At 44.9% G+C, this 24,267-nt stretch carries 19 protein-coding genes; 17 read left to right on the forward strand and 2 right to left on the reverse strand.

What is annotated here, in order from left to right; all coding sequences use genetic code 11:
- The first annotated feature begins 3 nt into the window (after positions 1–3).
- From Q7J41_RS02360 to Q7J41_RS02375, 4 genes are all read left to right on the forward strand, one after another.
- Positions 4–978: a hypothetical protein gene (locus tag Q7J41_RS02360; RefSeq protein ID WP_304884860.1), complete on the forward strand. Its 975-nt coding sequence runs from the start codon at positions 4–6 to the stop codon at positions 976–978.
- Positions 968–1,534 carry a PilN domain-containing protein gene (locus Q7J41_RS02365; protein WP_304884862.1) on the forward strand — a complete coding sequence of 189 codons (567 nt, stop codon included), beginning with the start codon at positions 968–970 and terminating at the stop codon, positions 1,532–1,534. Before Q7J41_RS02360 ends, Q7J41_RS02365 begins: the two co-directional genes overlap by 11 nt.
- 3 nt (positions 1,535–1,537) lie before the next feature.
- Positions 1,538–2,239 carry a hypothetical protein gene (locus Q7J41_RS02370; protein ID WP_304884865.1) on the forward strand — a complete coding sequence of 234 codons (702 nt, stop codon included), beginning with the start codon at positions 1,538–1,540 and terminating at the stop codon, positions 2,237–2,239.
- A 100-nt stretch (positions 2,240–2,339) separates the two neighbouring features.
- Positions 2,340–3,698 carry an HdeD family acid-resistance protein gene (locus tag Q7J41_RS02375; protein ID WP_304884867.1) on the forward strand — a complete coding sequence of 453 codons (1,359 nt, stop codon included), beginning with the start codon at positions 2,340–2,342 and terminating at the stop codon, positions 3,696–3,698.
- Positions 3,699–3,884: 186 nt separating this feature from the next.
- Here Q7J41_RS02375 and Q7J41_RS02380 read toward each other — a convergent pair whose 3' ends face one another.
- Positions 3,885–4,505, reverse strand: coding sequence for a MarR family transcriptional regulator (locus Q7J41_RS02380; protein WP_304884870.1), 621 nt, complete (start codon positions 4,503–4,505; stop codon positions 3,885–3,887).
- A 236-nt stretch (positions 4,506–4,741) separates the two neighbouring features.
- Between Q7J41_RS02380 and Q7J41_RS02385 the strand changes: the two genes are divergently transcribed.
- The 10 genes from Q7J41_RS02385 to Q7J41_RS02430 all read left to right on the forward strand — a co-directional run bounded on the left by Q7J41_RS02385 (position 4,742) and on the right by Q7J41_RS02430 (position 17,477).
- The gene (locus Q7J41_RS02385; RefSeq protein ID WP_304884872.1) at positions 4,742–5,836 is read left to right on the forward strand and encodes a BMP family ABC transporter substrate-binding protein; all 1,095 of its coding nucleotides are present in this window, start codon (positions 4,742–4,744) and stop codon (positions 5,834–5,836) included.
- A 63-nt stretch (positions 5,837–5,899) separates the two neighbouring features.
- Complete coding sequence (locus Q7J41_RS02390; RefSeq protein ID WP_304884874.1) at positions 5,900–7,438, forward strand: ABC transporter ATP-binding protein; 1,539 nt, start codon at positions 5,900–5,902, stop codon at positions 7,436–7,438.
- Positions 7,423–8,487: an ABC transporter permease gene (locus Q7J41_RS02395; protein ID WP_304884876.1), complete on the forward strand. Its 1,065-nt coding sequence runs from the start codon at positions 7,423–7,425 to the stop codon at positions 8,485–8,487. Before Q7J41_RS02390 ends, Q7J41_RS02395 begins: the two co-directional genes overlap by 16 nt.
- A complete protein-coding gene (locus Q7J41_RS02400; RefSeq protein ID WP_304884877.1) occupies positions 8,488–9,420 on the forward strand; it encodes an ABC transporter permease in 933 nt (310 codons plus the stop codon).
- A 173-nt stretch (positions 9,421–9,593) separates the two neighbouring features.
- Entirely contained in the window at positions 9,594–10,661 is a 1,068-nt protein-coding gene (gene aroB / locus Q7J41_RS02405; protein ID WP_304884879.1) for a 3-dehydroquinate synthase, read from the forward strand.
- A 189-nt stretch (positions 10,662–10,850) separates the two neighbouring features.
- On the forward strand, positions 10,851–12,152 hold the full coding sequence (gene aroA, locus Q7J41_RS02410; RefSeq protein ID WP_304884881.1) for a 3-phosphoshikimate 1-carboxyvinyltransferase: 1,302 nt from the start codon (positions 10,851–10,853) through the stop codon (positions 12,150–12,152).
- Positions 12,130–13,209 carry a chorismate synthase gene (gene aroC / locus Q7J41_RS02415; RefSeq protein WP_304884883.1) on the forward strand — a complete coding sequence of 360 codons (1,080 nt, stop codon included), beginning with the start codon at positions 12,130–12,132 and terminating at the stop codon, positions 13,207–13,209. Before aroA ends, aroC begins: the two co-directional genes overlap by 23 nt.
- A gap of 11 nt (positions 13,210–13,220) precedes the next feature.
- Positions 13,221–13,517 carry a chorismate mutase gene (locus tag Q7J41_RS02420; RefSeq protein WP_304884886.1) on the forward strand — a complete coding sequence of 99 codons (297 nt, stop codon included), beginning with the start codon at positions 13,221–13,223 and terminating at the stop codon, positions 13,515–13,517.
- Between the two features lie 2 nt (positions 13,518–13,519).
- Positions 13,520–13,849 (forward strand): hypothetical protein, encoded by a 330-nt coding sequence (locus Q7J41_RS02425; RefSeq protein ID WP_304884888.1) that lies wholly within the window; start codon positions 13,520–13,522, stop codon positions 13,847–13,849.
- 199 nt (positions 13,850–14,048) lie between these two features.
- On the forward strand, positions 14,049–17,477 hold the full coding sequence (locus Q7J41_RS02430; RefSeq protein ID WP_304884890.1) for a pyruvate carboxylase: 3,429 nt from the start codon (positions 14,049–14,051) through the stop codon (positions 17,475–17,477).
- Positions 17,478–17,684: 207 nt separating this feature from the next.
- Here Q7J41_RS02430 and Q7J41_RS02435 read toward each other — a convergent pair whose 3' ends face one another.
- The gene (locus Q7J41_RS02435) at positions 17,685–19,934 is read right to left on the reverse strand and encodes an Ig-like domain-containing protein (protein WP_304884893.1); all 2,250 of its coding nucleotides are present in this window, start codon (positions 19,932–19,934) and stop codon (positions 17,685–17,687) included.
- Positions 19,935–20,557: 623 nt separating this feature from the next.
- On the opposite strand from Q7J41_RS02435, the gene Q7J41_RS02440 reads away from it, so the two are divergent.
- From Q7J41_RS02440 to Q7J41_RS02450, 3 genes are read left to right on the forward strand one after another with little or no spacing between them, the layout of a single operon-like run.
- Positions 20,558–20,860 carry an STAS domain-containing protein gene (locus Q7J41_RS02440; protein WP_304884895.1) on the forward strand — a complete coding sequence of 101 codons (303 nt, stop codon included), beginning with the start codon at positions 20,558–20,560 and terminating at the stop codon, positions 20,858–20,860.
- A 10-nt stretch (positions 20,861–20,870) separates the two neighbouring features.
- Positions 20,871–22,592, forward strand: coding sequence for a GH3 auxin-responsive promoter family protein (locus Q7J41_RS02445; RefSeq protein WP_304884897.1), 1,722 nt, complete (start codon positions 20,871–20,873; stop codon positions 22,590–22,592).
- Positions 22,589–24,265, forward strand: a complete 1,677-nt coding sequence (locus Q7J41_RS02450) for a GH3 auxin-responsive promoter family protein (RefSeq protein WP_304884899.1) — start codon at positions 22,589–22,591, stop codon at positions 24,263–24,265. The genes Q7J41_RS02445 and Q7J41_RS02450 overlap by 4 nt, the downstream gene beginning before the upstream one ends.
- Positions 24,266–24,267: the final 2 nt, after the last annotated feature.

Here is a 24,267-nt window from a genome sequence, read left to right on the forward strand (position 1 = left end):
CCTTTGAAAAAGCGAAAAAAGCTCTGGATTGTCGATCTGGGCGAAGCATTAACAAAAATAGTCGTTGGGGTAATGGATGAGTCTGGAATGGTAGAGGTCAAGGATTTTCGGATTGTAGAAACACCGGAACAAGTTTGGCCGGAAGTAAATTCTGAAAAGAAGCCAAAGATCAGGGGCTTTTTGCGGCCGCTTTTAAAAGGATATCGCCGCAAAGATGAAGTGATGTTATTAATTAATCATAAAGAGATGATGGTGGCGGCATTTACCTTTCCAATGATGACCCTTCCAGAAGTGGAAGAGGCGGTTTACTGGCAGATGCAGCTGCTTACTTCAGAAAATCTGGAGCATTGGCGGATCGATTTTGTCGCTCGGGCGCAAACCCAATGGTTTGAATGCCTGGGGATCGACGAGAAGAAACTGGATGTGCTGGGAGTTGCGGTTGATAAAGCGCAGCTCGTCTGGTATTCCCGGATTTTCAAGAAGTCCGGATGTGATTTACAATCTATCGTTCCCCAGTTTTACACCTTTACCTGCCTCATGAATCAGGAGGTGAAACAACCGACGCTGATGATCGAGATGGGAAAAAGCGGCACCCGCTTTTTTTATTATTACGGGGGTTCGCTGATTGAAAATCATCGGCTTGAGCTGGAAAAGGATTGGGACGGAGAAACATATCTACAGCAGATTATAAAAACAGCTAAGGAGATTTTTATGTCACCGTTAAGGGGTGACATCACCGAAAAAATTGGCAATATTTACCTGCTGGGGGGAGAAAGTCTGCATGCTGGGGTGCTGGAGTATCTGGCGAAATGGATGGCCAAAGAAATCCGACCAGGCTATTCTCTTCTTGATGAGAAGGAGGAACTGGTTTTTTCCAGGCAAATGTCGAAAGCGGAACTTTGTTTGATCACGCCCTGTGTGTGTGGCTTGATCAAATGGGCTCAAAGCGGTCAGATGGGTGGGTCGTATGAAGCATGATATGAATTTACTGCCAGTTGTTCCGGAACCAAAGAAACGAGGGAATTTGTCTGGCAGAAAAGGATGGGTGGTTTTTAGTGTTCTGCTTGTAGGCGTGCTGGTAATTTATGGGCTGTTGTTTTTAGGGGATCTGTCCTGTCAGAAGGAGATCAAACAGATGGAAGCGAACATTGAAACGAAGTCGGACTATCAAGTTATCTATACCAATCTTTCCCATCAAAAAGCGGTGTTGGAACACCGCCAGCTTCTTTTAGAATCGATCAGCAAAGGCCGGGAGCTGCCGCTGCAAACGATGGTCGAAATACACAAGGTATTGCCAGCTGGGATTAAACTTTCGCACTATAATTTCCAGGATGGTCGACTGATTATTTCGGGCGAAACACAAAAAAAAGATGCGATTATGGAATTTAAAGAAAAACTCTCCAGTCTGGATGTTTTCCCGGTGATTAATATGGTTAATACCAATAAAATCGAAGAAACATCGGCTGATAACAAAACAGTGAGTAGGGAAGAAGTGTGGGAATTTACATTTGATATTCGAGTGACTGAGGTGTAAGAGGTGAACAGAAAAAATATCGGGCCGTTTGATGAAAAAGTCGCCAGATCCCCAGAGCAGCCTCCGCAAAACAAAAAAATAAGGATTGAAAAGGCAATTGTATCAGGAGCTTTGATTATCATTCTGATGGCTTTATTGGTGATTCCCAAATATGAAGCTTACTGCGAAAATAAATTGATTCTGGCTGAAAAAGTCAACTATAACCGGGAATTGCCGGACGAAATGACGGAGGAAAGCTATTTAAAGCAGCTTAACACAATTGGCCTGCAGCTGCATGAAAACCAGCGTAATCTGCCGGAAAGTCTGGATACTGTCAGCTTATATGAGGCAGTGGCAAAAATGGCGGAAGCGGCAAAGGTCGGCCTAACTTCACTGGAGTTTGATTCAGCCGATATTCAGATCGATGATCAGCTGGGAATGAAAATTGATGCGGCCTTTATGGAAAATGAAGAGAAAATAATCGTCGGCCCCGATGGCAAATATTTAGCGACCTGCGAATTTTCGGTGGTCTGTTCCGGGAATGATGAAACATTTATGGCTTTTCTCAATGAACTAAACCAATGTTCACCGATCATCCGCGTCATCAGTTACGAAATCAAAAAAGGAACGGCTGACGAAAAACAGCTGCGCCTGAAACTGGAAAGCTACGGAATGCAGGAAGATAACCAGACTAATAAGGAGAATGAAGCGGTCGATCAACAGTAAAAAAGGTTGGCACCGTAAATCGGGTATGGAAAGAAACGTCTTGCAGGCAGGGCCTGAATAAGGATAGAATGCTAAAATAGTCAATCAGAAGGGTGGTAAAATGAACGAGCAAAGAACGAAAAAAATCATGGGGACACTTTCGGGAGTTGGCGTCGGAGGGATTGGTATTTATATGATCACCCACCCCAGAACCTCGGTGGAACAGATTGTTGTTTTGTTAATGGCGGCATTAGTGATTTTTGCAGTAATAAATCTTATTTCGGTGTTCTTCAAATCTCAGGGTGACAGCAAAAAAATGAGAATGTTTGGCGCCGCAGTTAATTTAACATTTACGGTGTTGCTGTTTTATTTCAGGTTTACCGTGGCCGACCTGATTCCCTATATTTTTGCCGCCTATGTACTGATTAACAGCGTCGCCAAATTAATTTCGGCGCTGATCGATTGGCGGGATGGCGTTCCTAATTACGGTGTCTACTTTTTAAGTGGCTTACTGAGTTTTATTTTCGGTATCTATCTATTTATCAACAGTTATTTTAAGACTGCCAGTTTCGCTATTGTCGCCGGGATCTACCTAATCTGGTATGGGGTGACATTAGTATTTGACGCCTTTAACGATCAGGAAACGCAGGAAAAAATGAGCCAGACGGCGAAGCAATTTCAGCGAAAAATGCGGATTGCCTTGCCCTCATTACTGGGAGCTTTTGTGCCAATGACCTTATTAAAAAAATATGATAATAAAATTGCCTCGGAAGATGCTAATGCCTATATTCGATCCCAGGAAGTTCTGATTCCAGAAAAAGCGGGAATAAATCCCATGAATGTGGAAATTCTGGTTCATTTGTCTAAAAAATTTATGGAAGCATTCGGGCATGTGGATCTGATTTTTGGCAATGAAGCCATTTCTTATGGGAATTTTGACGCACACTCTTACCGCTTAGGCGGAGCCATGAGTGATGGCGTGCTTTTTATCTGTGATAAGGATCGCTATTTAAGAGAATCGGTTCTCAATGATGGAAAGGTGCTGATTTCTTTTAAGGTCGCTTTTTCCGACGATGAACTGGCGATCATCAAAGACAATTACGGTCGCTTTCAGGAAAACATGGTTGAATGGTTCTGCGATACCCAATTGGTTGAGCAGGGACTACTAAAACCAGGTGATTACACCGGCGTTGAAGATATTATCTACAAGGGCACCGGAGCCCGGTTTTACAAATTTAAAAAAGGTCCGCTAAAGACCTATTTTGCCCTTAATACCAATTGTGTCAAGGTCGCAGATTCACTTTTTGAGAACACCGGCTTTGAAAAGCCAGCCACTGGTAACATTGTTACCCCAGGAGCCTACTATCAATTTCTGATGGGCGCCCTGGAACGTCCGGGGACAAAAATCTATGAGAAAAAAATATATTCCCGGGAAACCTTCGGCAATCAGGAAGAAATCGCAACCCAGGAAGCATTATAAAACGGAACACATTAATCAAAAAAAGAGCCACTTGTTTTTGCCCAACTCCCGTACCGACCAATTGTTAATCTGTTGTTCGCTGCGGGATCGGACAGGCTTCGCCGTGTTCGCCCCGATGCAAACAACATGATGTAACAATTGTCGGTACTACTTTTTTTGTTGCGACAACAAGTGGCTCGTGTTAATTCAGACTTTATCAATAATCTCAGTGAGACTGGATTGAATGCTTAAAAACATGTGGTGGAGGTCGTTGATCTGTGAGGTTGATAATTCGTCCAATGCCTTGTTAAACGGTTCGAACAGGTTGGTATGAACCGTTGCCAGCTGATCAAAAATTGTCTGACCATCTGGAGTTAGGGTAAAGACCACTTCCCGGACGTTGACTGGCGACTTTTCTTTTTTGATCAGTTCTTTTTCCAGCAGTTTAGAGGTACACTTTGAAATGGCACTTTTCGAAATACCCAATTTGTTTGCTAATTGGGTCAGATTGATGCCTGAAAATTGTCCAATCATATCAAGGGCTTTCAGTTCAGAAGGATACAAGGAATAGTTTACTTCATTAACTGTAAAGGTTTGGGGTAAAACAAGAATATTCTGATAAAGAACGGCAGAATCGATCATCAGTTTCTTGAGAGCAGTATGATCAGCTACTGAATCAGGCGGAACAGGATTCGGAATGATTAATTTTTCTTTTTTGGGAACCAACCCTACTTTTTTTTCTTCGGCAGCACTTTTCTTTTTGGTTTCTTTTTTCGAATCCTTAACTTCTTTGATCTCCAGTTTCTTGCTTTTCTTCTCTTTTTTCAAAATGACACTCCTTTCAATACAAACTACATTTAACAGGGTGAAGAATCGGGTTCACCTCGGTTACATAATAATAATACCGAATTTACCGGTTTATTGCAATAAAAACATCGTTCGAACCGCCGATTTATTCAACTTTTTTTAGATTGCAATTTAGCTGTTTTTTAGTTAAAATATTAGTGTGGGTAGGACTGTTTATCTTAACGGTCAAAACTCAGATTAGAAATAGGAGGAAGAGAATGAAAAAAAGATTGGGAGTATTGATGCTGGCACTGGTTTTAGTGGTTGTAAGCGTAGCCGGATGCAGTTCGGGATCGACATCTAAAAAAGATGAGGTCACTAAGGTTGGTTTTATCTATGTCGGACCGGCAGATGATGGCGGTTGGTCACAGGCGCATGACAATGGTCGGGCAAAAATGGTTGAAAACATGGGTGGTAAAGTCGAAACCATCGTTAAAGAAAATGTACCTGAAGAAAAAAGCGCCGTTGTTTCGACGATCAGAGACATGGTTGATCAGGGATGTACCATTATTTACGGAACCAGTTATGGATTCATGGATGGAATGGTCGAAGCGGCAAAAGAATTCCCAGACGTAAAATTTGAACACTGTTCTGGTTATATGACAGCAGACAATTTAGGAACTTACTTTGGAAAAATTGAAGAACCCCGTTACCTTTCTGGTATCGTAGCTGGTTTAACAACCAAAACAAATAAAATAGCTTATGTTGCAGCAATGCCGATTCCAGAGGTTATCCGTGGGATCAACGCTTTTGCATTGGGAGTAAAATCAGTAAATCCAGCGGCAACTGTTAATGTGTCCTGGACCAACACCTGGTATGATCCAACCGTTGAAAAAGCAGCTGCCGAAGCGCTGATCCAACAAGGCTGTGACGTAACAGCTCAGCATCAGGATTCAACAGCAACCATGGAAGCCGCTAGAGAAGCCGGTAAATTATCGATTGGTTATGATTTAAGTGCAGCGACAACCATGCCAGAAGTATACATGACCGCACCGCTTTGGGATTTCAGTGGTTACTACACCGATTCAGTTCAATCAGTGATTGACGGAACCTGGAAATCGCAGCAATACTGGGGTGGTATGAATGATGGGATTGTTTTACTGGATGCTCTGACAGCCCTGGCTCCAGGAACTGCTCAAGGCCAAGTTGATACCGCCACTGAAGCGATCAAATCTGGACAGCTGAATATCTTCACAGGCGAATTAAAAGATCAGACTGGTGCTGTTAAAGTATCAGCCGGAACTAAGATGACCGATGAAGCACTGTTAAGCATGGACTGGTTTGTTGATAATGTTGTTGGTAGTTTAAAATAGTACAAATAGTATAACGGACAGAGTCGTACGGCTCTGTCCGCTATTTTTAGTAAAGGTGAAAACATGAACAATGATTATGTCGTTAAAATGGAGAACATCACAAAGGTTTTTGGTAAGGTCAAAGCCCTGGATCATGTGGAATTTTCATTAAAAAAGGGAGAAGTGCATGCCATATTGGGAGAGAACGGAGCTGGCAAAAGTTCACTGATGAATGTGTTGAATGGTATTTATATGCCAGATGAAGGACAGATTGAAGTGAAGGGTCAGCTTGTCAATATCAATTCCCCCAAGATTGCTCTGGATTTGGGTATTGGGATGTTGCCACAGCACTACAAACTGGTTGATGTTTTTTCAGCCATGGAAAATGTTGCTGCCGGCAGTCGTAAAACAACCCCTTTTTTAAATAAGAAAAAGATTTTAGATGAGATGGGGAAATTGATTACGCAATTGGGAATGGATATTAATCCCAATAAAAAGGTCTACGAAATGTCAGTTGCCGAGAAGCAGAGTCTGGAAATTTTCAAGGTTCTATATCGTGGGGCTGATATTTTAATATTGGACGAACCCACTGCGGTACTGACTCCTCAGGAAATTAAGAATCTCTTTGAGATCGTCAAAAAAATGGTGGCGACGGGTTGTTCGGTTATTATTATTACCCATAAACTGGAAGAAGTCATGGAAATCAGCGACCGGATTACCATTATGCGAAAAGGAACCACGATTCAGACGGTGAACAAAGAAGAAACCACCCCCCAGGAACTGGCCGGAATGATGGTTGGCGATGTGATGGAACTTAATATTCCCTATGTCCCGGTGGAGCGAGGTGGGAAATGCCTGGAAGTAAAAGACATCACCGCCGTCGACCGGAACAAGGTTCATATTCTGGATCATGTCAGCTTTGATCTTTATGCCGGGGAAATTCTCGGGGTTGCTGGCATTGCTGGCAGTGGCCAGAAAGAACTGTGCGAAGGAATCGCCGGACTCTATCATCTCAAATCAGGAGAAATTATCTTTGAAGGAGAAAATATTGTTGGCAAGAATCCTGAAAAAATCAGTCAGATGGGGATTAGCCTGAGCTTTGTTCCAGAGGATCGTTTGGGAATGGGGCTGGTTTCCTCTATGGATATTATTGATAATGTCTTATTAAAAGACTACCGTAACAAAAAAGGCATGGGCATTTCCCGGGAGGTTTCTAGGGATAAGGCGGAAGCGCTGGTTGAACGGCTCAATGTCTCGACACCGGCGATTGAAAATCATGCTGTCAGTCTGCTTTCTGGCGGTAATATTCAAAAGGTGTTGCTGGGTCGGGAAATTGAACTGGAACCGAAACTACTGGTGACCGCTTACGCCACCAGAGGTCTGGATGTCGGATCTTCCCAGATTATCTACGAATTGCTGAATGAACAAAAAGTGAGAATGAAGCCAATCATGTATGTGGGTGAAGACTTGGATGTACTGATGAGTCTTTGCGATCGCATCCTGGTTTTGTGTGAAGGACGGGTAACCGGGATTGTAGATCCCCGCAAAACCACCAAAGAAGCCATTGGATTAATGATGTCCGGGGTAAGAAGTGAAGGAGAAGAAGCATGCTCCATATCGTAAAAAAAGATGTTCCCAAAAATCGGGAAAAAATAGTTGTTCGACTTTCAGCCGTATTGGCGGCGTTGGCAGTGGCTTCGATCATTGTGCTGGTGGCCGGGGCTAACCCGATTGAATTGTATATTGGGATTTTTCAGGGCTGTTTTGGCTCGGTGTATCGATTTTCCGCCACGATCGAAAAAATGGTACCCTTACTGGTACTGTCTTTGGGGGTCATGGTCGCCTTTAAAATGCGTTTTTGGAATATTGGCGCCGAAGGGCAGTTTCAGATGGGGGCAGTGGGAACCACCCTGGTGGTGCGGCTATTGCCGGATTTGCCCTTGCCGATCATGTTAGTACTGATGATCGTGGCTTCTTTCGCATTTGGAGCCGTCTGGCTGATGATCCCGGCCTTTTTCAAGGCCCGTTTTGGGACGAATGAAACCCTGTTTACGCTGATGCTCAACTACATTGCCTTAACGCTGGTGACGGCTCTGCAATATGATTTCTGGAAAGATCCGGCCGCCAATGGCATGCCGAAAATTGCCAATCTTCCCGAAAATGCCTTGCTTCCGAGTGTCAGCGGCTTTAATTTAAGTATTCTGATGGCGGTTGTGATTATCCTGGCGATGTATTATTTTACAAATCGATCAAAAATCGGCTTTGAAATTGCCGTGTTGGGGGAAAGTGAAAATACTGCCCGATACATTGGCATCAATGTTACCAAAACGATTATTATTGCTGCACTTGTCAGCGGCGGCTTATGCGGAATCGTAGGAATGATGCAGACCACCGGTGTCAGCGGGGCATTGTCAACTGAAATTACCGGCGGGTTGGGCTTCACCGCCATTATCGTAGCCTGGCTTTCGGGGCTTAAGGTGCCGTTTGTGGTGGTCAATTCCTTTGCCTTTGCGGTGCTATTACAAGGGGCTTCTTATATTCAGACCGCTTTCCAGATTCCCGGCTCGGTAGCCGAAATGATCCAGGCGATTATCCTGTTTTTTATCCTGGGCAGTGAGTTTGTCCTGCAGTACCGATTTGTTTCCGATAAAACGAAAAGCGAGGTTGCATAAATGGAATTTGTTTTTTTCTTGGCGGCGGCTGTTAAAGCCGGAACCTGCTTGCTTTATGCGACTCTGGGAGAAATTATTTCTGAGAAAGTCGGTCACCTGAATCTGGGGGTCGAAGGGATGATGCAGATGGGTGCGGTAGTTGGTTTTATCGCCGGTTTTACCTTTGGTAATCCCTATGCGGCAGTTCTCTGCGCCGCCATTGCCGGAGCCGCCGGCGCCCTAATTTATGGGTTTCTGACCATCAGTTTAAAAGCCAATCAGGTTGTTACCGGGCTAACCCTCAGCATTTTTGGGGTTGGTTTCGCCGCCTTCTTTGGCAAGAACTTTGTCGGGAAGAAAGTGCCGGAGGCGATCACCACATTTTTTGCGCCAATTAAGTTGCCAGTTTTAGGAGATATCCCATACATCGGTCAGATCTTTTTTAACCAGAGCATTTATGTTTATTTTTCTTATTTTCTGGTGATTGCCATTTATATCTATCTCTATAAAACCAAGTGGGGATTAAATACCCGCATGGTCGGCGAAAATCCGGTGGCAGCGGATGCCAGCGGAATTCCGGTGGACAAGTATAAATATTTCAACATCGCTCTGTGTGGTGCCTTGTGTGGGCTGGGGGGCGCCTTTTTATCGCTGGTATATATCAGTATTTATCCGGTTAATGTGGTCAGTGGCCGGGGCTGGATTGCGGTGGCATTGGTTATCTTTGCGATGTGGAATCCGGGCAAAGCCTTACTGGGTGCCTACTTCTTTGGCGCCCTGGATATTGCCAGTTTCTGGCTTCAGCAATACACCTTGCCGGTTTCCATTTACCTGTTCACGGCGCTACCTTATCTGGCAACCGTTTTCGTGTTGATCTTTACCTCGATGCGCAAGAGCAGCAATAAAAAAGAACCGGCCTGGTTGGGCAAGAATTATTTCAAAGAAGACCGATAAGCAGTAAAGACCGTCTTATTAAAAGGCGGTTCTTTTATAAATAAATCTGTCTTTGTTTGAAAGACAGCTGTTACTAGTATGAAAGCATTTAAAAAGTCGGGAAAGTGCTTTATGGTTTTAAATTGAAAAAACTATGATATAATAGACGTTAAGATTTTAAAGGAGCCGAGAAAATGAAGGAATTAATTTGCAAAACAGAGAATACACACCAGTACCCCATTATCATCGAAAAAGGTATTAAAGGGCGGTTGTCCCAAATGAAGGTGCTCTTTTCCCAGTATCATAAGGTGGTGATCATCACCGACAAAAACGTTGCCAAAGAGTATCTAAGCGAGGTGGAACGGCAGGTTCGTCAGGCTGGCCCCAAGGTTTATAGCATCGTTATTCCTCCGGGCGAAGCGAGCAAGTGTCTGTCACAAACTGCCGAAATTTATAACGAACTGATTAAGTGCAACATCACTCGCAGTGACGCTATTCTGACCCTGGGTGGTGGTGTGGTTGGCGATTTGGGCGGCTTTTGTGCGGCAACCTATCTCCGCGGCATTGACCTGATTCAGGTGCCGACATCATTACTGGCTCAGGTTGACAGCAGCGTCGGCGGAAAAGTCGGGATTGATATGGATTATGGCAAAAACCTGGTCGGGGCTTTTCATCAGCCCAAGGCCGTTATCATTGATCCCTTATTCCTGGAAACCCTCGATGATCATTATATGGTTGATGGTATGGCCGAGGTTATCAAATACGGCTGCATCAGCAGTGCCCCGCTGTTTGTAAAACTGATGGGTTATGCCTATTACGAGGATCTGGTGGAAGATATGGAAGATATCATCGCCAAATGCTGTCAGATCAAGCGGGATGTGGTTCAGACCGATGAGCATGAACAGGGCTTGCGCCGGATTTTGAATTTTGGCCACACCATCGGTCATGTGGTGGAGACTTATTTTAAATTTAAAAAATATTCTCACGGCGAAGCGGTTGCCATTGGCATGGCTCAGATCACCAAGAAAACTGTAGAGGAGGGGATAAGCCAGAAGGACACCTACACCAATGTTATCGAAATACTGGAGAATTACGGATTGCCCACGGAGTTGCCGAAAATGCCGTTAGACAAGGTTCAGGAAATATTGTTCACTGACAAGAAGTTTGAGAATGATTCCCTCTACATCTGTGCCTTGGAAAAAATCGGCAAGGCGCAGATTGTCAAAATTCAGAAACCCCAGGCCATTGAACTGTTTAGATAATAGCTGCAAAAAAAACTGAAGTCTTGAATACCGTACCGATCAATTGTTAGTCTGTTGTTCGCTGCGGGATCGAACAGGCTATCGCCATGTTCGACCCGATGCGTACAACAAGATGTAACAATTGTCGGTACTGGGTTATTTGTTTATCTTAAGGTAGATTATTAGTCAATAGAAATTAAGAGGAAGAAAATGAGAACGATAGAGATTACACCTAAGTTATTAACGGGTAGTTTGGAAATACCGCCTTCTAAAAGTGTCAGCCACCGGGCAATTATTTCGGCGGCGCTGGCTAAGGGCGAGAGCGTGATTTCAAATGTGCTGATGTCCCATGATATGATTGCCACCTGTGATGCGATGGCAGCATTGGGCGCCAGCATCGAAAAGCAGGAAGAACAAAACGGGCGTTTTACCCTTACAATTAAGGGCTGCGACCCGCTGGCACTGAAGACGGAGACGATCGAGTGCAATGAATCGGGATCGACGCTCCGGTTTATTATCCCAATCGTGCTGCTCCAGCCGAAACGGGCGGTAATTACCGGAAAAGGTCGTCTGGTTACCCGTCCGATGAAGCCCTATTATGAAATATTTGCCGAAAAAGCAATTCGTTATGAACATTTAAATAAAGAACAGGATTTACCCCTGGCAGTGGAAGGGACTCTGACTCCCGGCGTCTATCGGATTGACGGCGGTGTTAGTTCCCAATTTATTACCGGGTTACTTTTTGCCCTGCCCCTGCTTTCTGGTGATTCGGTCATTGAACTGACGTCAAAGCTGGAGTCAAAACCCTATATTGACATTACCCTGGACATGCTAAAAGACTTTGGGATTGAGATTGTCAATGACAATGATCAGCGTTTTCTGATTAAGGGAAATCAGGCCTATCGCCCTTGTAATTACCGGGTCGAAGGTGATTTTTCCCAGGGGGCGTTCTGGCTGGCGGCAGGTGCCATTGGTGAAAGGATGGACTGCAAAGATCTTGATCTTTCCTCTTTTCAGGGGGATAAGGTGATGGTTGATCTGATCAAACAAATGGGTGGAGCGATCTGTGTTGAAGCAGATGGCCTGGTGGTAAAAAAATCAGCCACTTGCGGAATTGTCATCGACGTCTCTCAGTGCCCGGATCTGGTTCCGATTCTGGCGGTGTTAGGCAGCCTGAGCAAGGGCACCACCACCATTATCAATGGCGAACGGCTGCGTTTTAAAGAATCGGATCGGTTAATGGCTATTGCTTTAGAACTCAACAAACTGGGCGGCAATATTGCCGAAACAGCAGATGGATTGGTGATTCATGGGGTGGAAGGCTTCACTGGAGGTCATGTCCAAAGTCATAATGATCATCGGATTGCGATGGCTTTAGCGATTGCGACCATTCGGGCCTCGGGAAAGATTATTATGGACGGAGCCGAAGCCGTCAATAAATCCTATCCGCACTTTTGGGAAGATTTCACAGCACTGGGAGGTGAGTGGATTGGGCTCGACATGGGGAAATAAATTTAAAGTTTCGATTTTTGGTGAATCCCATGGCAATGGCATTGGCGCTGTTATTGATGGACTCCCATCTGGAATTGACATCGATTTGGAGCGGGTTCAGAGTGAGCTGAACCGCCGAGCCGCCCGGGGAAATCCCCTGGCAACGCCCCGCAAAGAAGGGGATCAAATCGAAGTCCTCAGCGGCATTTTCAATGGTAAAACCACTGGTGCCCCATTAGCGGGGTTGATTCGAAATGAAAATACCCGTTCCGGTGATTATGCTAAAACTAAAGACCTGATGCGACCAGGTCATGCCGACTATGCGGCCAACGCCCGCTACGGCGGCTTTCAGGACTATCGGGGCGGCGGCCACTTTTCTGGTCGGCTGACGGCACCGCTGGTTTTTGCTGGCGCCATTGCCAAAGAGATCTTAACAGCGATTAGACCAGAGCTGGGAATCGGTAGCCGCATTGTCTCCATTGGCGATGTAAAGGATGAGACGATTAGTGACTGGAAGGTCTATGAAACCTTGAACAAAAGCTTTGAAAACCCTGCCTTTCCGCTTTATCATGCCAATCTTGAAGACTCCATGAAACAGGCGATCATTGCTGCGGTGGCAGAAGAAGATTCTGTCGGCGGTTTGGTCGAGGGATTTATCACCGGTCTGGAACCGGGGATTGGTAATCCCTTTTTCGAATCGATCGAAAGCCGGTTATCGGCCTTATTATTTTCGATACCTGCGGTAAAAGGGGTGACCTTTGGGGCTGGTTTTGAAGTGGTCAGCCTGCGGGGCTCCCAAACCAATGATGCCTTACGGATGCATGACGGGCAGATCGAAACAGTCAGCAATTATAATGGCGGTATTAATGGCGGCATTTCCAACGGGATGCCCATCGTTTTTCAGGTGGCCTTTAAACCGACGCCTTCGATTGGCAAAGAACAGCAGACCATTAATCTGGCCGAAAGGAAAGATGCTAACCTTAAGATTCAGGGCCGTCATGACCCCTGTATCGTCGTTAGAGCCTTTCCCGTGGTCGAAGCTGCGACCGCCATCTGTATGGCAGATTTTTTACTTTAAGGAGGTTGCGATTGAAATCATTAGATGAAATCAGAAACAAAATAGATGAGATTGATGCTCAGATGCGGGTTCTTTTCGAACAGCGAATGGATTGTATCCAGGCAGTAGCTGAATATAAATTCAGTAATCACGGAAATATATTCGATCAAAGCCGGGAAGAAAAAATGTTGGAAAAGAACCTGATCCAGCTGCAAAACAAGAACTATGCCAAAGAATATGAACGGTTTCTGCAGGAAATTCTGGTTTCCAGCAAGGATTATCAGAAAGACTGGATCCAAAAAAAGGAAATGGGCGAAAGAGGCAAATAAATATGGATATCGGAATGCTTGTTATTGTGCTAGTTATTGTGATTCCCGGTTTTTTTATCGTTAGACGGCTCTCGCGCACCCTCTATTCGGACAATCAGAAAATGGAAGATGAGACCGAAAGACGCTATGGATTTCAACGTCTGGAAAATGAAATAATCGAAAAAGCCAAAGCAAAAGAAATAGATGAAACATCATTCAAGTCTGCCCCTCATAAACGCACCGCTAAGAAAATTGTTCGGGTCGCAAAAAAGACCGACAAGGCAGTGGTGATAAAATATCGCAGCCGGATTAAATCAGAAATGTTAAATAAAGAAAACATTAAGCAGAAGTGACGAAAAATCCATTTTTGATGCGAAATCGGGCAAAATCAGGCTGAATTAAATACGAATCCGCAGCAGCAAAAAATAATTTGTTATTCATGAAAAAATAGCTTTAATATTTCGATGCAATTTTATATAATAGCTACAATTAATTTTTTGCAGATGAGAATTATTTATGCATAAAAATGCGTATAAGAAAGTAGAAGGAAAGATGAAGAAGTTTAATAAAGTACTAATCGCAAATCGCGGCGAAATTGCCATCCGGATAATCCGGGCCTGTCAGGAGCTGGGCATTCATACCGTGGCAATCTATGCCCAAGAAGATAAGCTATCCCTTTTTAGAACCAAGGCAGATGAATCCTATCTGATTACCGGTACCAATGGTCCGGTGGAAGCCTATCTGGATATGGACAAAATTATTACCCTCGCCAAGAAAAAAGAGGTCGACGCCATTCATCCCGGTTATGGTTTTCTTTCCGAAAACCCGCTATTTGCAAAACGCTGTGAAGAGGAAGGCATTGTCTTTATCGGTCCAACTCACGAAATGATGGAAAAAATGGGGGACAAAATTCAATCGAAAATTGTCGCCAAAAGTGTCAACGTGCCCACCATTCCCGGGGTTGAAAAACCGATCACCTCGGATTCCGAAGCCATCGAGTTTGCCCTAAAAGCCGGTTACCCGATTATTTTAAAAGCAGCCGCCGGCGGTGGCGGCCGGGGCATGCGAATTGTCCGTGAAGAAAGAGACCTCTTAAAAGAGTTTCATTCAGCAACCAGTGAAGCAACCAAAGCTTTCGGTGATGGCACCATCTTTGTCGAAAAATATCTGGAAGAACCTAAACATATCGAAGTGCAGATTCTGGGCGACAACCATGGCAATGTCGTTCATCTTTTTGAGCGGGATTGCTCGATCCAGCGACGGCACCAGAAAATTGTCGAATTTACGCCATCATTAAGCATTAATGACGAACAGCGTCAGGCCATCTGTAAGGATGCCCTCAAACTGGCCAAAGAAGTGAATTACCGTAATGCCGGTACGATCGAATTTTTAGTTGATAAAAAGGGTGATCACTATTTTATTGAAATGAACCCCCGAATTCAGGTGGAACACACCGTCACCGAACTGGTCACTGGCATCGATCTGGTACAGTCCCAGATTTTAATTGCCCAGGGCTTACGATTAGACTCAGAAGAAATTGGGATTCCCAGTCAGGAGTCGGTTGAAACCCGGGGTGCGGCAATTCAATGTCGAATCACCACCGAAGATCCCAAAAACCATTTTATGCCGGATACCGGACGTTTGGATGTTTATCGAACCGGTAGTGGCTTCGGGATCCGTCTTGATGGCGGCAATGGTTTTACGGGTGCCGAAATTACCCCCTATTATGACAGCCTACTGGTAAAAAGCACCGCTTTTTCCAGAAACTTTGAAGATGCCCGCCGTAAAGCCGTGCGGGGACTTAAAGAAATGAAAATTGAAGGGGTTCAGACCAATAAGGATTTCCTCATCAATGTGCTTCAGCATCCCACCTTTATTGGTGGAAAATGCGATACAAAATTTATCGACGATCATCCGGAGTTGTTTGAAATCGAAGATCAGAAAAGTGAAGCTTCTAATGTGCTCAAATATTTTGGAAACATTATCGTCAATGAAACCTTCGGCAACAAGCCTGATTTTGATGAACCCTATATCCCAACGATTCCAGTAGATACTGAATTCCGCGGCAGCAAACAGATATTAGACGAACGGGGACCGGATGGTCTGGTAAAATGGATCAAGGATCAGGAGAAACTGTTGCTGGTTGACACCACCTTCCGGGATGCGCATCAATCCATCGCTGCTACCCGGGTTAGAAGCCGGGATATGATTAAGATCGCCCGCGAAACCGCCGCCCTGGCACCAGATCTCTTTGCCCTGGAAATGTGGGGGGGAGCAACCTTTGATGTGGCCTACCGTTTCTTAAAAGAATCGCCCTGGCGACGGCTGGATGAGCTGCGCAAACGGGTGCCTAATATTCTGTTCCAGATGCTTTTGCGGGGTGCCAATGCCGTGGGGTATAAAAATTACCCAGATAACGTGATCCGCGCCTTTGTTCAGGAAGCCGCCAAAAGTGGAATTGACATTTTTCGTATTTTTGATTCCCTCAACTGGATGGATGGGATGAAGATTTCCATTGATGAGGTCTTAAAAACTGATAAGATTGCTGAAGTCAGTATCTGTTACACCGGCGATATTTTAGACACATCGCGAACCAAGTATAATCTGGATTACTACCTGAGAATGGCCCGAGAAATCGAAAAAACCGGGGCTCATATCCTGGCCATTAAAGATATGTCCGGTTTATTAAAACCAGGAGCGGCCTATAAGTTGGTTGAAGCCTTAAAACAGGAAGTCAGCCTGCCAATCCATCTCCATACCCATGATACCACCGGCAATGGGGTGGCTACGGTGCTCTTTGGACAAATGGCCGGAGCTGATATCGCTGATGCCGCACTGAATGGTGTTAGTGGCTTAACCTCGCAGCCAGCCCTCAATTCAATTGTGGCGGCGCTGAAGAACACCCCTAGAGACACCGGTTTAAATGAAGATGAACTGCAAATATTATCTGATTACTGGGGCACCACCCGTCAGGTTTATAGCAAGTTTGAATCTGAAATGAAATCCGGTTCGACTGAAATTTATAAGCTGGAAATACCAGGCGGACAATATTCCAACCTCCGAGCTCAGGTGGAAAGTTTTGGTTTAGGTCATAAGTTTAGAGAAGTCAAAGAAAAATACATGGAAGCCAACCTGATGTTGGGTGATATTGTCAAGGTAACCCCATCATCAAAAACCGTCGGGGATCTGGCCATCTTCATGGTTCAGAATGATTTAACCGTGGGTAACATCAAAACTAAGGGAAAAGAATTATCCTATCCGGATTCGGTGGTGGATTTTTACAAGGGGATGATCGGACAACCAGAGGGGGGATTTGATCCTGAACTGCAGAAAATTGTCTTAAAAGGAATCGAACCGATCACCGTTCGTCCCGGGATCCTGCTACCTGACGAAGATTTTGATAAAATCAAAAAAGACTTCCAGGAAGAATTTGGTTGTGAGTTGGATGACCGAGAAGTATTAAGCGTGGCTCTGTATCCCAAGGTTATGAAGGAGTATGTTGAATTTATCCAGGAATGCGGTGATTTCATGCGGATGGAAAGCCATGCCTTCTTCTATGGTCTCAAGGTTGGCGAAGTCATCGATGTGGAAGTCTCCAAGGGAAAACGCTTTATCATCAAGCTGGTCAGCATCGGATTGCCAAACGATGAGGGGATGTGTCCACTGATGTTCGAAGTTGATGGTTTCCGTCGCGAAATCTATGTCGAAGATAAACGTAGCCTCTCTGCCAAGCAGAAGGTCACGATGTTAAAGGCCGATCCTAAAAATCCCAAACAGATCGGATCAGGGATTCCCGGAACGGTTCTAAAAGTTCTGGTTAATGAAGGCGAAGAAGTTAAACAAAACCAGGCTCTGGTTATTGTTGAAGCCATGAAAATGGAAACCGAAATGGTCGCCAGCGAAGATGGCAAGGTCAAACGGATCTACGTATCAGACGGACAAAGCGTCCAATCTGGCGAACTGATCGTTGAAATGGAATAAGATTTAGGTAGCTGTTAGATTATCGCCCAACTCCCGTACCGACCAATTGTTAATCTGTTGTTCGCTGCGGAATCGGACAGGCTCTGCCGTGTCCGCTCCGATGCGTACAACATGATGTAACAATTGTCGGTACTACTTGTTCCTAAATTTAAAGAAGTGATCATCTAAATAATGATGATCACTTCTTTTTTTATTTTTCTTAATTGGTTATACGACGGTGAGTGAAACAGGAAGACTGACAGCGGTTACTGGCAGGCAGTCCGCTTTGGTGTTGGTTATTTCGACATAGTAGTAGGTGGTAGCAGCCGGACCGGAAGCATCCGCCGCAAAGGTTTTAGCGGTGGCACCATCAATCGGTTTGCCATCAGCATTGACGGCATCGGCGCTGGCGAACCACTGGTAGGTCAGTTCGCCGCCGTCACTAACGCTGGCATTCACCGAAAAGGAAGCGATGGCAGCATCCGATTTAGGTGTGCCAAGAGCGGCCTGGGCAGTCCGGGTGGCCTGAGCTAAACTCGTTGCCAAAGCGACACCACTCAGTTGTGAAATGCTGGTCGGCTGCTCATTGATCGTTGGCATTTCCGATACTCCGGTTGGCGTGACGGGCTCAGTGGGACTGGTTTTATCAGTAGCATCAACGGGAGCTGCCGATTCCGGTAAAACAGCCGGTTCGGCGCTGGTCACAACAATGCCGGATAGGACGGTCACGGGCTCAGCATTTTCTGATGTAATTACGCAGGTATAATATACAGTGCCTGGGGTTGTCGATACCGGCGGGTCATAAATAGCGCCGGTTACCTCTGGCATTGGGGTTTCAACATCGCCGATTCGGGAAGACCATTGATAAGATAAGCTCTTATCTTCAGTCACCGTGGCCTCCACAAAAACGGCAGCGGGATCTTCATTTAAATAGATTCGCTGGGATGACAGCTCGGAACTGGTGCTAATTAGCGGTTGCGCCTGGACGGTTAAGGCAATCGTTGCCTGGACATTATTCAGGTTGACATAACCAGCCGGCATTACCAGGGTGCCGGTATAGGTTGTTTCACCGACTTTTTTCGTGTCCACGGTATTCGGTGTCCAAGTTACCGAACAAGGTAAGATTTCGCTGCCATGACCCTGAACAATCACCACAACTGGCAAGGTATAGTTACTGTCGTAGGCAATGGTTTCGGCAATGCCATTATTGATGGCGTCGATGGTATTGATCATGGTTACGGCGGCGATATTTGTTTTGACAGTAATTTTGCTGGTATCGGTTTTATTACCATCCTGAGTTCGGGCGGTGATGGTGGTTTCGCCATTAGCGACGGGTGTGACCACCCCATTGGTGACGGTGGCAACATTATTATTGGAAGATTCCCAGATAATCGTTTGATTGGTGGCATTGGCCGGGAAAATAACCGTGTTAAGTTTTAAGGTATTGCCCATAATGACATCCGCTTCAACCGGGGTCACCTGAATCGCTTCCACCGCAATATTAATCGGAGGGCTTGGTGGGGTTGGCGGCGATGGCGGTGATGGCGGATCAACCGGAGTCACTGGATTAAGGGGTGGCGCATCGTATTTTGAATTAATAAAGGTACCAGAACTGCTGGAATCTGAATACCAGGAGCTGCTGCCCCCAGCAGTGACTTCAGTGGGGCGGCTGGTATTGGTTGAGACCATTAATCCACCATTAGGATCACTGACAACCGGTTTGGTAGTAATATAAACTACTTCCGGGATAATGGTACCGGTAATGTTCAAGACATCGTTGGTGGTAGCGCTGGTGACGCTGCCTTCTCCGGTAATTTCGACCCGGGTTTCAGTGGCCAGGGATGCGATCACAGCATTGTTGCCGAGGACGATGCTGGTCCCTTCGCCAGTAGCGGTTAACAGGACGGTTCCGACATTGGCGTTAAGCGTCAGAGCGACCTTTGATTCAGCCACAATTTTATCAACGACGGCATTGGTCATCAGGGTTGAGCCGCCGGCATTGGTACCAAAGCCAACCAATTTGGCCGGTGTGTTCAGGACGATGTCGCTAATTCCCCGGGATTGGATGTTTTCAATGGTGCCATTTTCCTGGGTCGTGACGGCAGTCCGGCTGGCGGTTTTTTCAACATTCAGCGTTTTAATCTTACTTTGATTGTCAACAACGATGTTGGCCGCTGCTCTGGCGGTGAGGGTTTCAACCGTTGCTTCGCCAAGTAAAACAATTTTCACCCCCTGTTTCTCAAGGATGATGTTCTGGTAGGCACCGCCGTCCAGATAAACGGTACCGCCTCCTTTGATCAGCAAGTCCCCTTGGACAGCGGAGTTGGTCAACCGAATATCCCCATCGACAATCGCATCAACAACGGTCAGGGTACCCGTAAAGGTAGCATTCTCGATATTGACACCGGAAACCTGAATCTCCCCACTTTGATAGGTTGCTGTTTCGGTGTAGGTACCCGCCACGGTATAAGTTTTCATTTCGCTTCCTTCTTGGCTACAGCCGCGAACAAACAAAATGGCAGTAAGGAGGATAAGTAGGATAATAATAATAGAAATAATAGAGTTCTTTTTCATGACATTCCTTCCCTTTTTGTTTATATAATTTTTTAATCGTGATCATTAGTGCTCAGATTTGTTCTAAGTGTAGTAATTCTAACATAAATTATTCTTAATGTAAATAGATTGTAACGAAGATGTAAAAGAAAATTTGACTTGTAAATAAAAAGAAAAGTAAACATCGAAAATATTCATGCGCCTATTGAAGTCGATAGGGTCACGGTTCGTCTTCCTACTATAAAGAATAGCCAAAGTGACTTCTGATCAGCTAGTAACTTTGGTTATAAATACAAGTTTACATTTTGAACGCTTTTACAATTGCACATGGCAAATTATTGTGGTATGATCAATTAAAATTCAAAGTAAGAAATCTTAATCCATAGAAAAAATGACAATAAGAGTAGCGATGCATGGTTATGACGATGATGTGGCTGGCTTATTTTTGTTATCTCGGCGGAAAAATCAGCGTGTTCCTGGATTTTTGCAGATCAAAATGAAAATTAACGATCACGTTTTTTATTCCGAAAGAAAGAAAGGGTATTAAAATGAAAATTGAAGTAAAACAAGACGGCGAAAGATTTGTGGTTGAACTAGAAGGTCGAATGGACACCAATACCTCTCCCGAATTTCAAAAAGAAATGGAAGCATATTACAGTAAAGAAGGATTTAACATGATCCTGGATTTTGATCAGCTGGATTTTGTCAGCAGTGCCGGATTGCGCGTGTTACTCCTGATTCAAAAGAAATCCAAAGCACTGAGTGGTAGTCTGGTGATTAAAAATGTTAAACCGGAGATCCAGGAAGTATTTGATATGACCGGGTTTTCAGATATTTTAACCATCGAATAAGGGTGATAAAATGGAAAAAGATAGAATCCCGGAAGATATTTCCAGTGACATCTTTGCTGGTAATGAAGGCAAGAGCATTCCCGAATTATTAAAGGACATGCCCAATGAAAAATTAATCAAAAGCTTCTATTTAATAGAAAATACTCCTGAGGTCACACAACTGTGTGTGCTTCAGGATATTTTAAAATCCGCTAAAAATACCGAGTTTGGGAAGAAGTATGGTTTTGCTGAGATAGAAACGGTTGATGCGTTCAGAAAGAAGGTGCCTTTTTCGGACTATTCCCAGGTGAAAGCCGAAATTGACCGACTAAAAGCCGGGGCAGCAGATATTTTTTTTAACGGTTCCGCCGCCAGTTTTATTGCTACCAGCGGTTCCACCGGGGTTCCCAAGCTCCTGCCGGAAAGTAAAAACGGCGAACTGGTCAAGGGACTGATTTCCCAGATTCGGGCGATCCTGCTGTTAATGCTGGCTCCGGAAGTCATGGCTCCGGGGAAAAAGGTGCTGGCGATTGCCAATCCCTCAGAATATGGAAAGACTGAGGGCGGTATCCCGATTGGCTCGGCGTCTGGTCAGGCGGCCAAAGATATGCCAATCGAGATGCAAAAAAAAATGGTGCTGCCGCCAGAAATGATGATGGCTAAAGAACTGAGCAACGAGGCAACCGATTATTTGACGATCCGCTATGCGCTGGAAGAAAAAAATCTGGTTGGGGTAGTCTGCAGTAATATCGCCCACTTTAATATCTTGCTGAAAAAAATGAATGCTGCTGCCGTCGATTTGCTGGAAGATATCAGAGCTGGTCAAATATCACCAAAAATTAGTTTGGATGAAGACCTGAGACAAAGACTTGTTTCAAAATTATCGCCAAACCCGGATCGGGCCGAAGAATTAAAAACAATTCTGGCGAATAACAAAAGCCTGGATGTGGCGGGAATCTGGCCAGAGTTTTCGGTTGTGTCCTGTTGGATGTCTTCCAGTGCGGCAAAAATAGTCGCCGATGTCCAAAAGTGTTTACCCCCGACCGTGAAGTTTTTAGAATGGGGCTACGGGGCCAGTGAAGGAAAGTTCAATATACCAGATAAAGCCCAGGATCCGGCCGGATTACTCGCTCTTTTTGGTTATTTTTTTGAGTTTTTGCCGGTCGGAACAGAAAACAATGAAACCGTACTGGCTCATGAATTGAAAAAAGGTGGCTATTACGAGCTGATTATCACCTCCTATTCCGGGCTGTATCGCTATAATATGAAGGATATTGTCTATGTCGCAGATATCAATAATCAGATTGCCAGGGTTGTTTTTGTGTGTAAAGAATCCGAACGCCTTGACATCGAAAATCTGAAATTAATGATCTATGAAATCGAGGGATCGATTTTATCGGTGTCCGCCCAACAAAATCAGGAAATTCGCTTTTTTCAGATTCTATTGGATGCCAATCAGCGAAAACTGGTATTTATACTGGAACCCTGCTCAGAGACACTTGACGGTGAGTTGTTCAGAGCTGCCCTGGACAAAAGTTTGATGGCCGATAATTCCGATTATCGAAAATTACGCAACGACAATATATTGGCAGCGCCGGAGGTACTGGTGATGAAGGACGGCTACCGGGACTCGCTGTTTACCCGAGCCATTATGCCCGGGAAAAATGTCAATCAGACCAAGCTCCCGATCATAATAAAAGAATACCCGGAGAAAAGCAACATTATTCAATGGGCAAAGGAAGGCGAAAAATGATAAAAATAATTCCCCAAATGGTCTATTCCCTTAATATTAAGAAGGGCTACAAAAAAATTGAAAATTTTGATTACTTAACCGAAAATGCCCCGGAAATCAACAAACAACTGATGCTGGACATGCTGAAAAAAAATGCCGATACCGAATACGGAAAACGCTACCATTTTGACGAGATTACCACGATTGAAGACTATAAAAAAAAGGTTCCCTTTTCGATATATGATGACTATGCCCCCTATATCGAACGGATGATAGCTGGCGAAACGGATCTGCTGACCAAGGATCCCATTGTTCATTATGCGCTGACCTCGGGAAGCGTCGATAATCCCAAGAAGATCCCGGTTTCCGAGCAAACTGTTAAGCTTTATCGGGAATATGCCACCCAGTTCAGTTTTGCCATCATTGCCCGGGCCCTGGGGAAAAAGTGGAAACGGGGTCGCGGCCTGAATCTGATGGAAGTCAAATTTGAAACGCTGCCCAATGGTTTGTTTGCTGGGTCTATATCCGGGCGGGGTGTTTACAGTATCAAAAACCTTTTGTTTCTGATGTTCACTTCACCCAAGGAAATTGTTTTTCCGACCGAAATAATGGATACCAAGTATGCGCACCTTCGCTTTGCGCTGATGGATCGAAATCTGTCCTATATTGTGTCGGCCTTTATGACCGGTATTTCCGACTTGATGAAATATATGGAAATGAACTGGGAACTGCTCTTCGATGATATCGAAAAAGGCACCATTCATCCCGATATCAAAATACCCGATGATGTGAAGGCCCAGTTGCTGACTCAGATTAAGCCGAACCCCAAACGGGCGGCGGAACTACGAAAAGAATTTGAAAAAGGCTTTGATACTCCAATCATTCCCAGAATCTGGCCGGAGCTGGCGTTTGTTCACGCTATCGGCAGTGGGGGATTTTCGGTATATACTGATAAAATGCGCCATTATCTGGGGGATGTTCCCATTTATTTCAGTATTTATGCAGCATCTGAGTCGATCATGGCGATCTGTAATGAAATGGAAGCCCAGGAATTCGTGCTGATTCCGGACTCGGCCTTTTATGAGTTTATTCCCGCTGATCAGGAAGACTCGGAAGAAACTCTGACCATGGAACAGCTGGAAACCGGCAAGGATTATGAAATTGTGTTAACCAACACCTCTGGTTTTTACCGCTATCGGATCAAAGATGTGGTGCGAGTGGTGGGTTGGTATAAAAACTGTCCCAAGATCAAATTTGTCTACCGGCTCAATCAGATGGTCAGCATTGCCGGCGAAAAGACGACTGAAGAATGTATTTCCTGGGCGGTCAAGGAATTTGCCAAGGCCACCGATTGCGAACTGGTGGATTATTCGGTTTATGCCGATGTGGCGGTATCGCCGGGCCGTTATGTTATCTTTATTGAATTAGAAAAACCTTTAGCCAAGGAACGGTACGATGATTATCGCCAAATTATGGAAGAAAAGTTGGGGACGGCTAATCCTTCGATTGGGTCTAAAGTAAAAAGCGGTGTCTTGAGTCCCTCGGAGATTTCCTTTGTTCAGGAAGAAACCTATGCCCTCTATCGTGATCTGATGATTATGCGGGGAATTTCCGCTAATCAGCTAAAACCGGTCCGGGTGATTGACACGCTAGTCAAAGAAAACTTTTTCTTTGCCTTAGTGGATAAGGAGTAGCC

Origin of the sequence: Acetobacterium sp., assembly GCF_030652775.1 — a bacterium.
Classification (GTDB): Bacteria; Bacillota; Clostridia; order Eubacteriales; family Eubacteriaceae; genus Acetobacterium.

Excerpts from the sequence above, each read along its gene's own strand:
- Q7J41_RS02440 (WP_304884895.1), top strand. The coding sequence starts at position 20,558 with ATGAAAATTGAAGTAAAACAAGACGGCGAAAGATTTGTGGTTGAACTA.
- Q7J41_RS02435 (WP_304884893.1), bottom strand. The coding sequence starts at position 19,934 with ATGAAAACTTATACCGTGGCGGGTACCTACACCGAAACAGCAACCTAT.
- Q7J41_RS02365 (WP_304884862.1), top strand. The coding sequence starts at position 968 with ATGAAGCATGATATGAATTTACTGCCAGTTGTTCCGGAACCAAAGAAA.
- Q7J41_RS02375 (WP_304884867.1), top strand. The coding sequence starts at position 2,340 with ATGAACGAGCAAAGAACGAAAAAAATCATGGGGACACTTTCGGGAGTT.
- Q7J41_RS02445 (WP_304884897.1), top strand. The coding sequence starts at position 20,871 with ATGGAAAAAGATAGAATCCCGGAAGATATTTCCAGTGACATCTTTGCT.
- Q7J41_RS02430 (WP_304884890.1), top strand. The coding sequence starts at position 14,049 with ATGAAGAAGTTTAATAAAGTACTAATCGCAAATCGCGGCGAAATTGCC.
- Q7J41_RS02395 (WP_304884876.1), top strand. The coding sequence starts at position 7,423 with ATGCTCCATATCGTAAAAAAAGATGTTCCCAAAAATCGGGAAAAAATA.
- Q7J41_RS02450 (WP_304884899.1), top strand. The coding sequence starts at position 22,589 with ATGATAAAAATAATTCCCCAAATGGTCTATTCCCTTAATATTAAGAAG.
- Q7J41_RS02390 (WP_304884874.1), top strand. The coding sequence starts at position 5,900 with ATGAACAATGATTATGTCGTTAAAATGGAGAACATCACAAAGGTTTTT.
- Q7J41_RS02385 (WP_304884872.1), top strand. The coding sequence starts at position 4,742 with ATGAAAAAAAGATTGGGAGTATTGATGCTGGCACTGGTTTTAGTGGTT.
- Q7J41_RS02425 (WP_304884888.1), top strand. The coding sequence starts at position 13,520 with ATGGATATCGGAATGCTTGTTATTGTGCTAGTTATTGTGATTCCCGGT.
- aroB (WP_304884879.1), top strand. The coding sequence starts at position 9,594 with ATGAAGGAATTAATTTGCAAAACAGAGAATACACACCAGTACCCCATT.
- Q7J41_RS02400 (WP_304884877.1), top strand. The coding sequence starts at position 8,488 with ATGGAATTTGTTTTTTTCTTGGCGGCGGCTGTTAAAGCCGGAACCTGC.
- aroA (WP_304884881.1), top strand. The coding sequence starts at position 10,851 with ATGAGAACGATAGAGATTACACCTAAGTTATTAACGGGTAGTTTGGAA.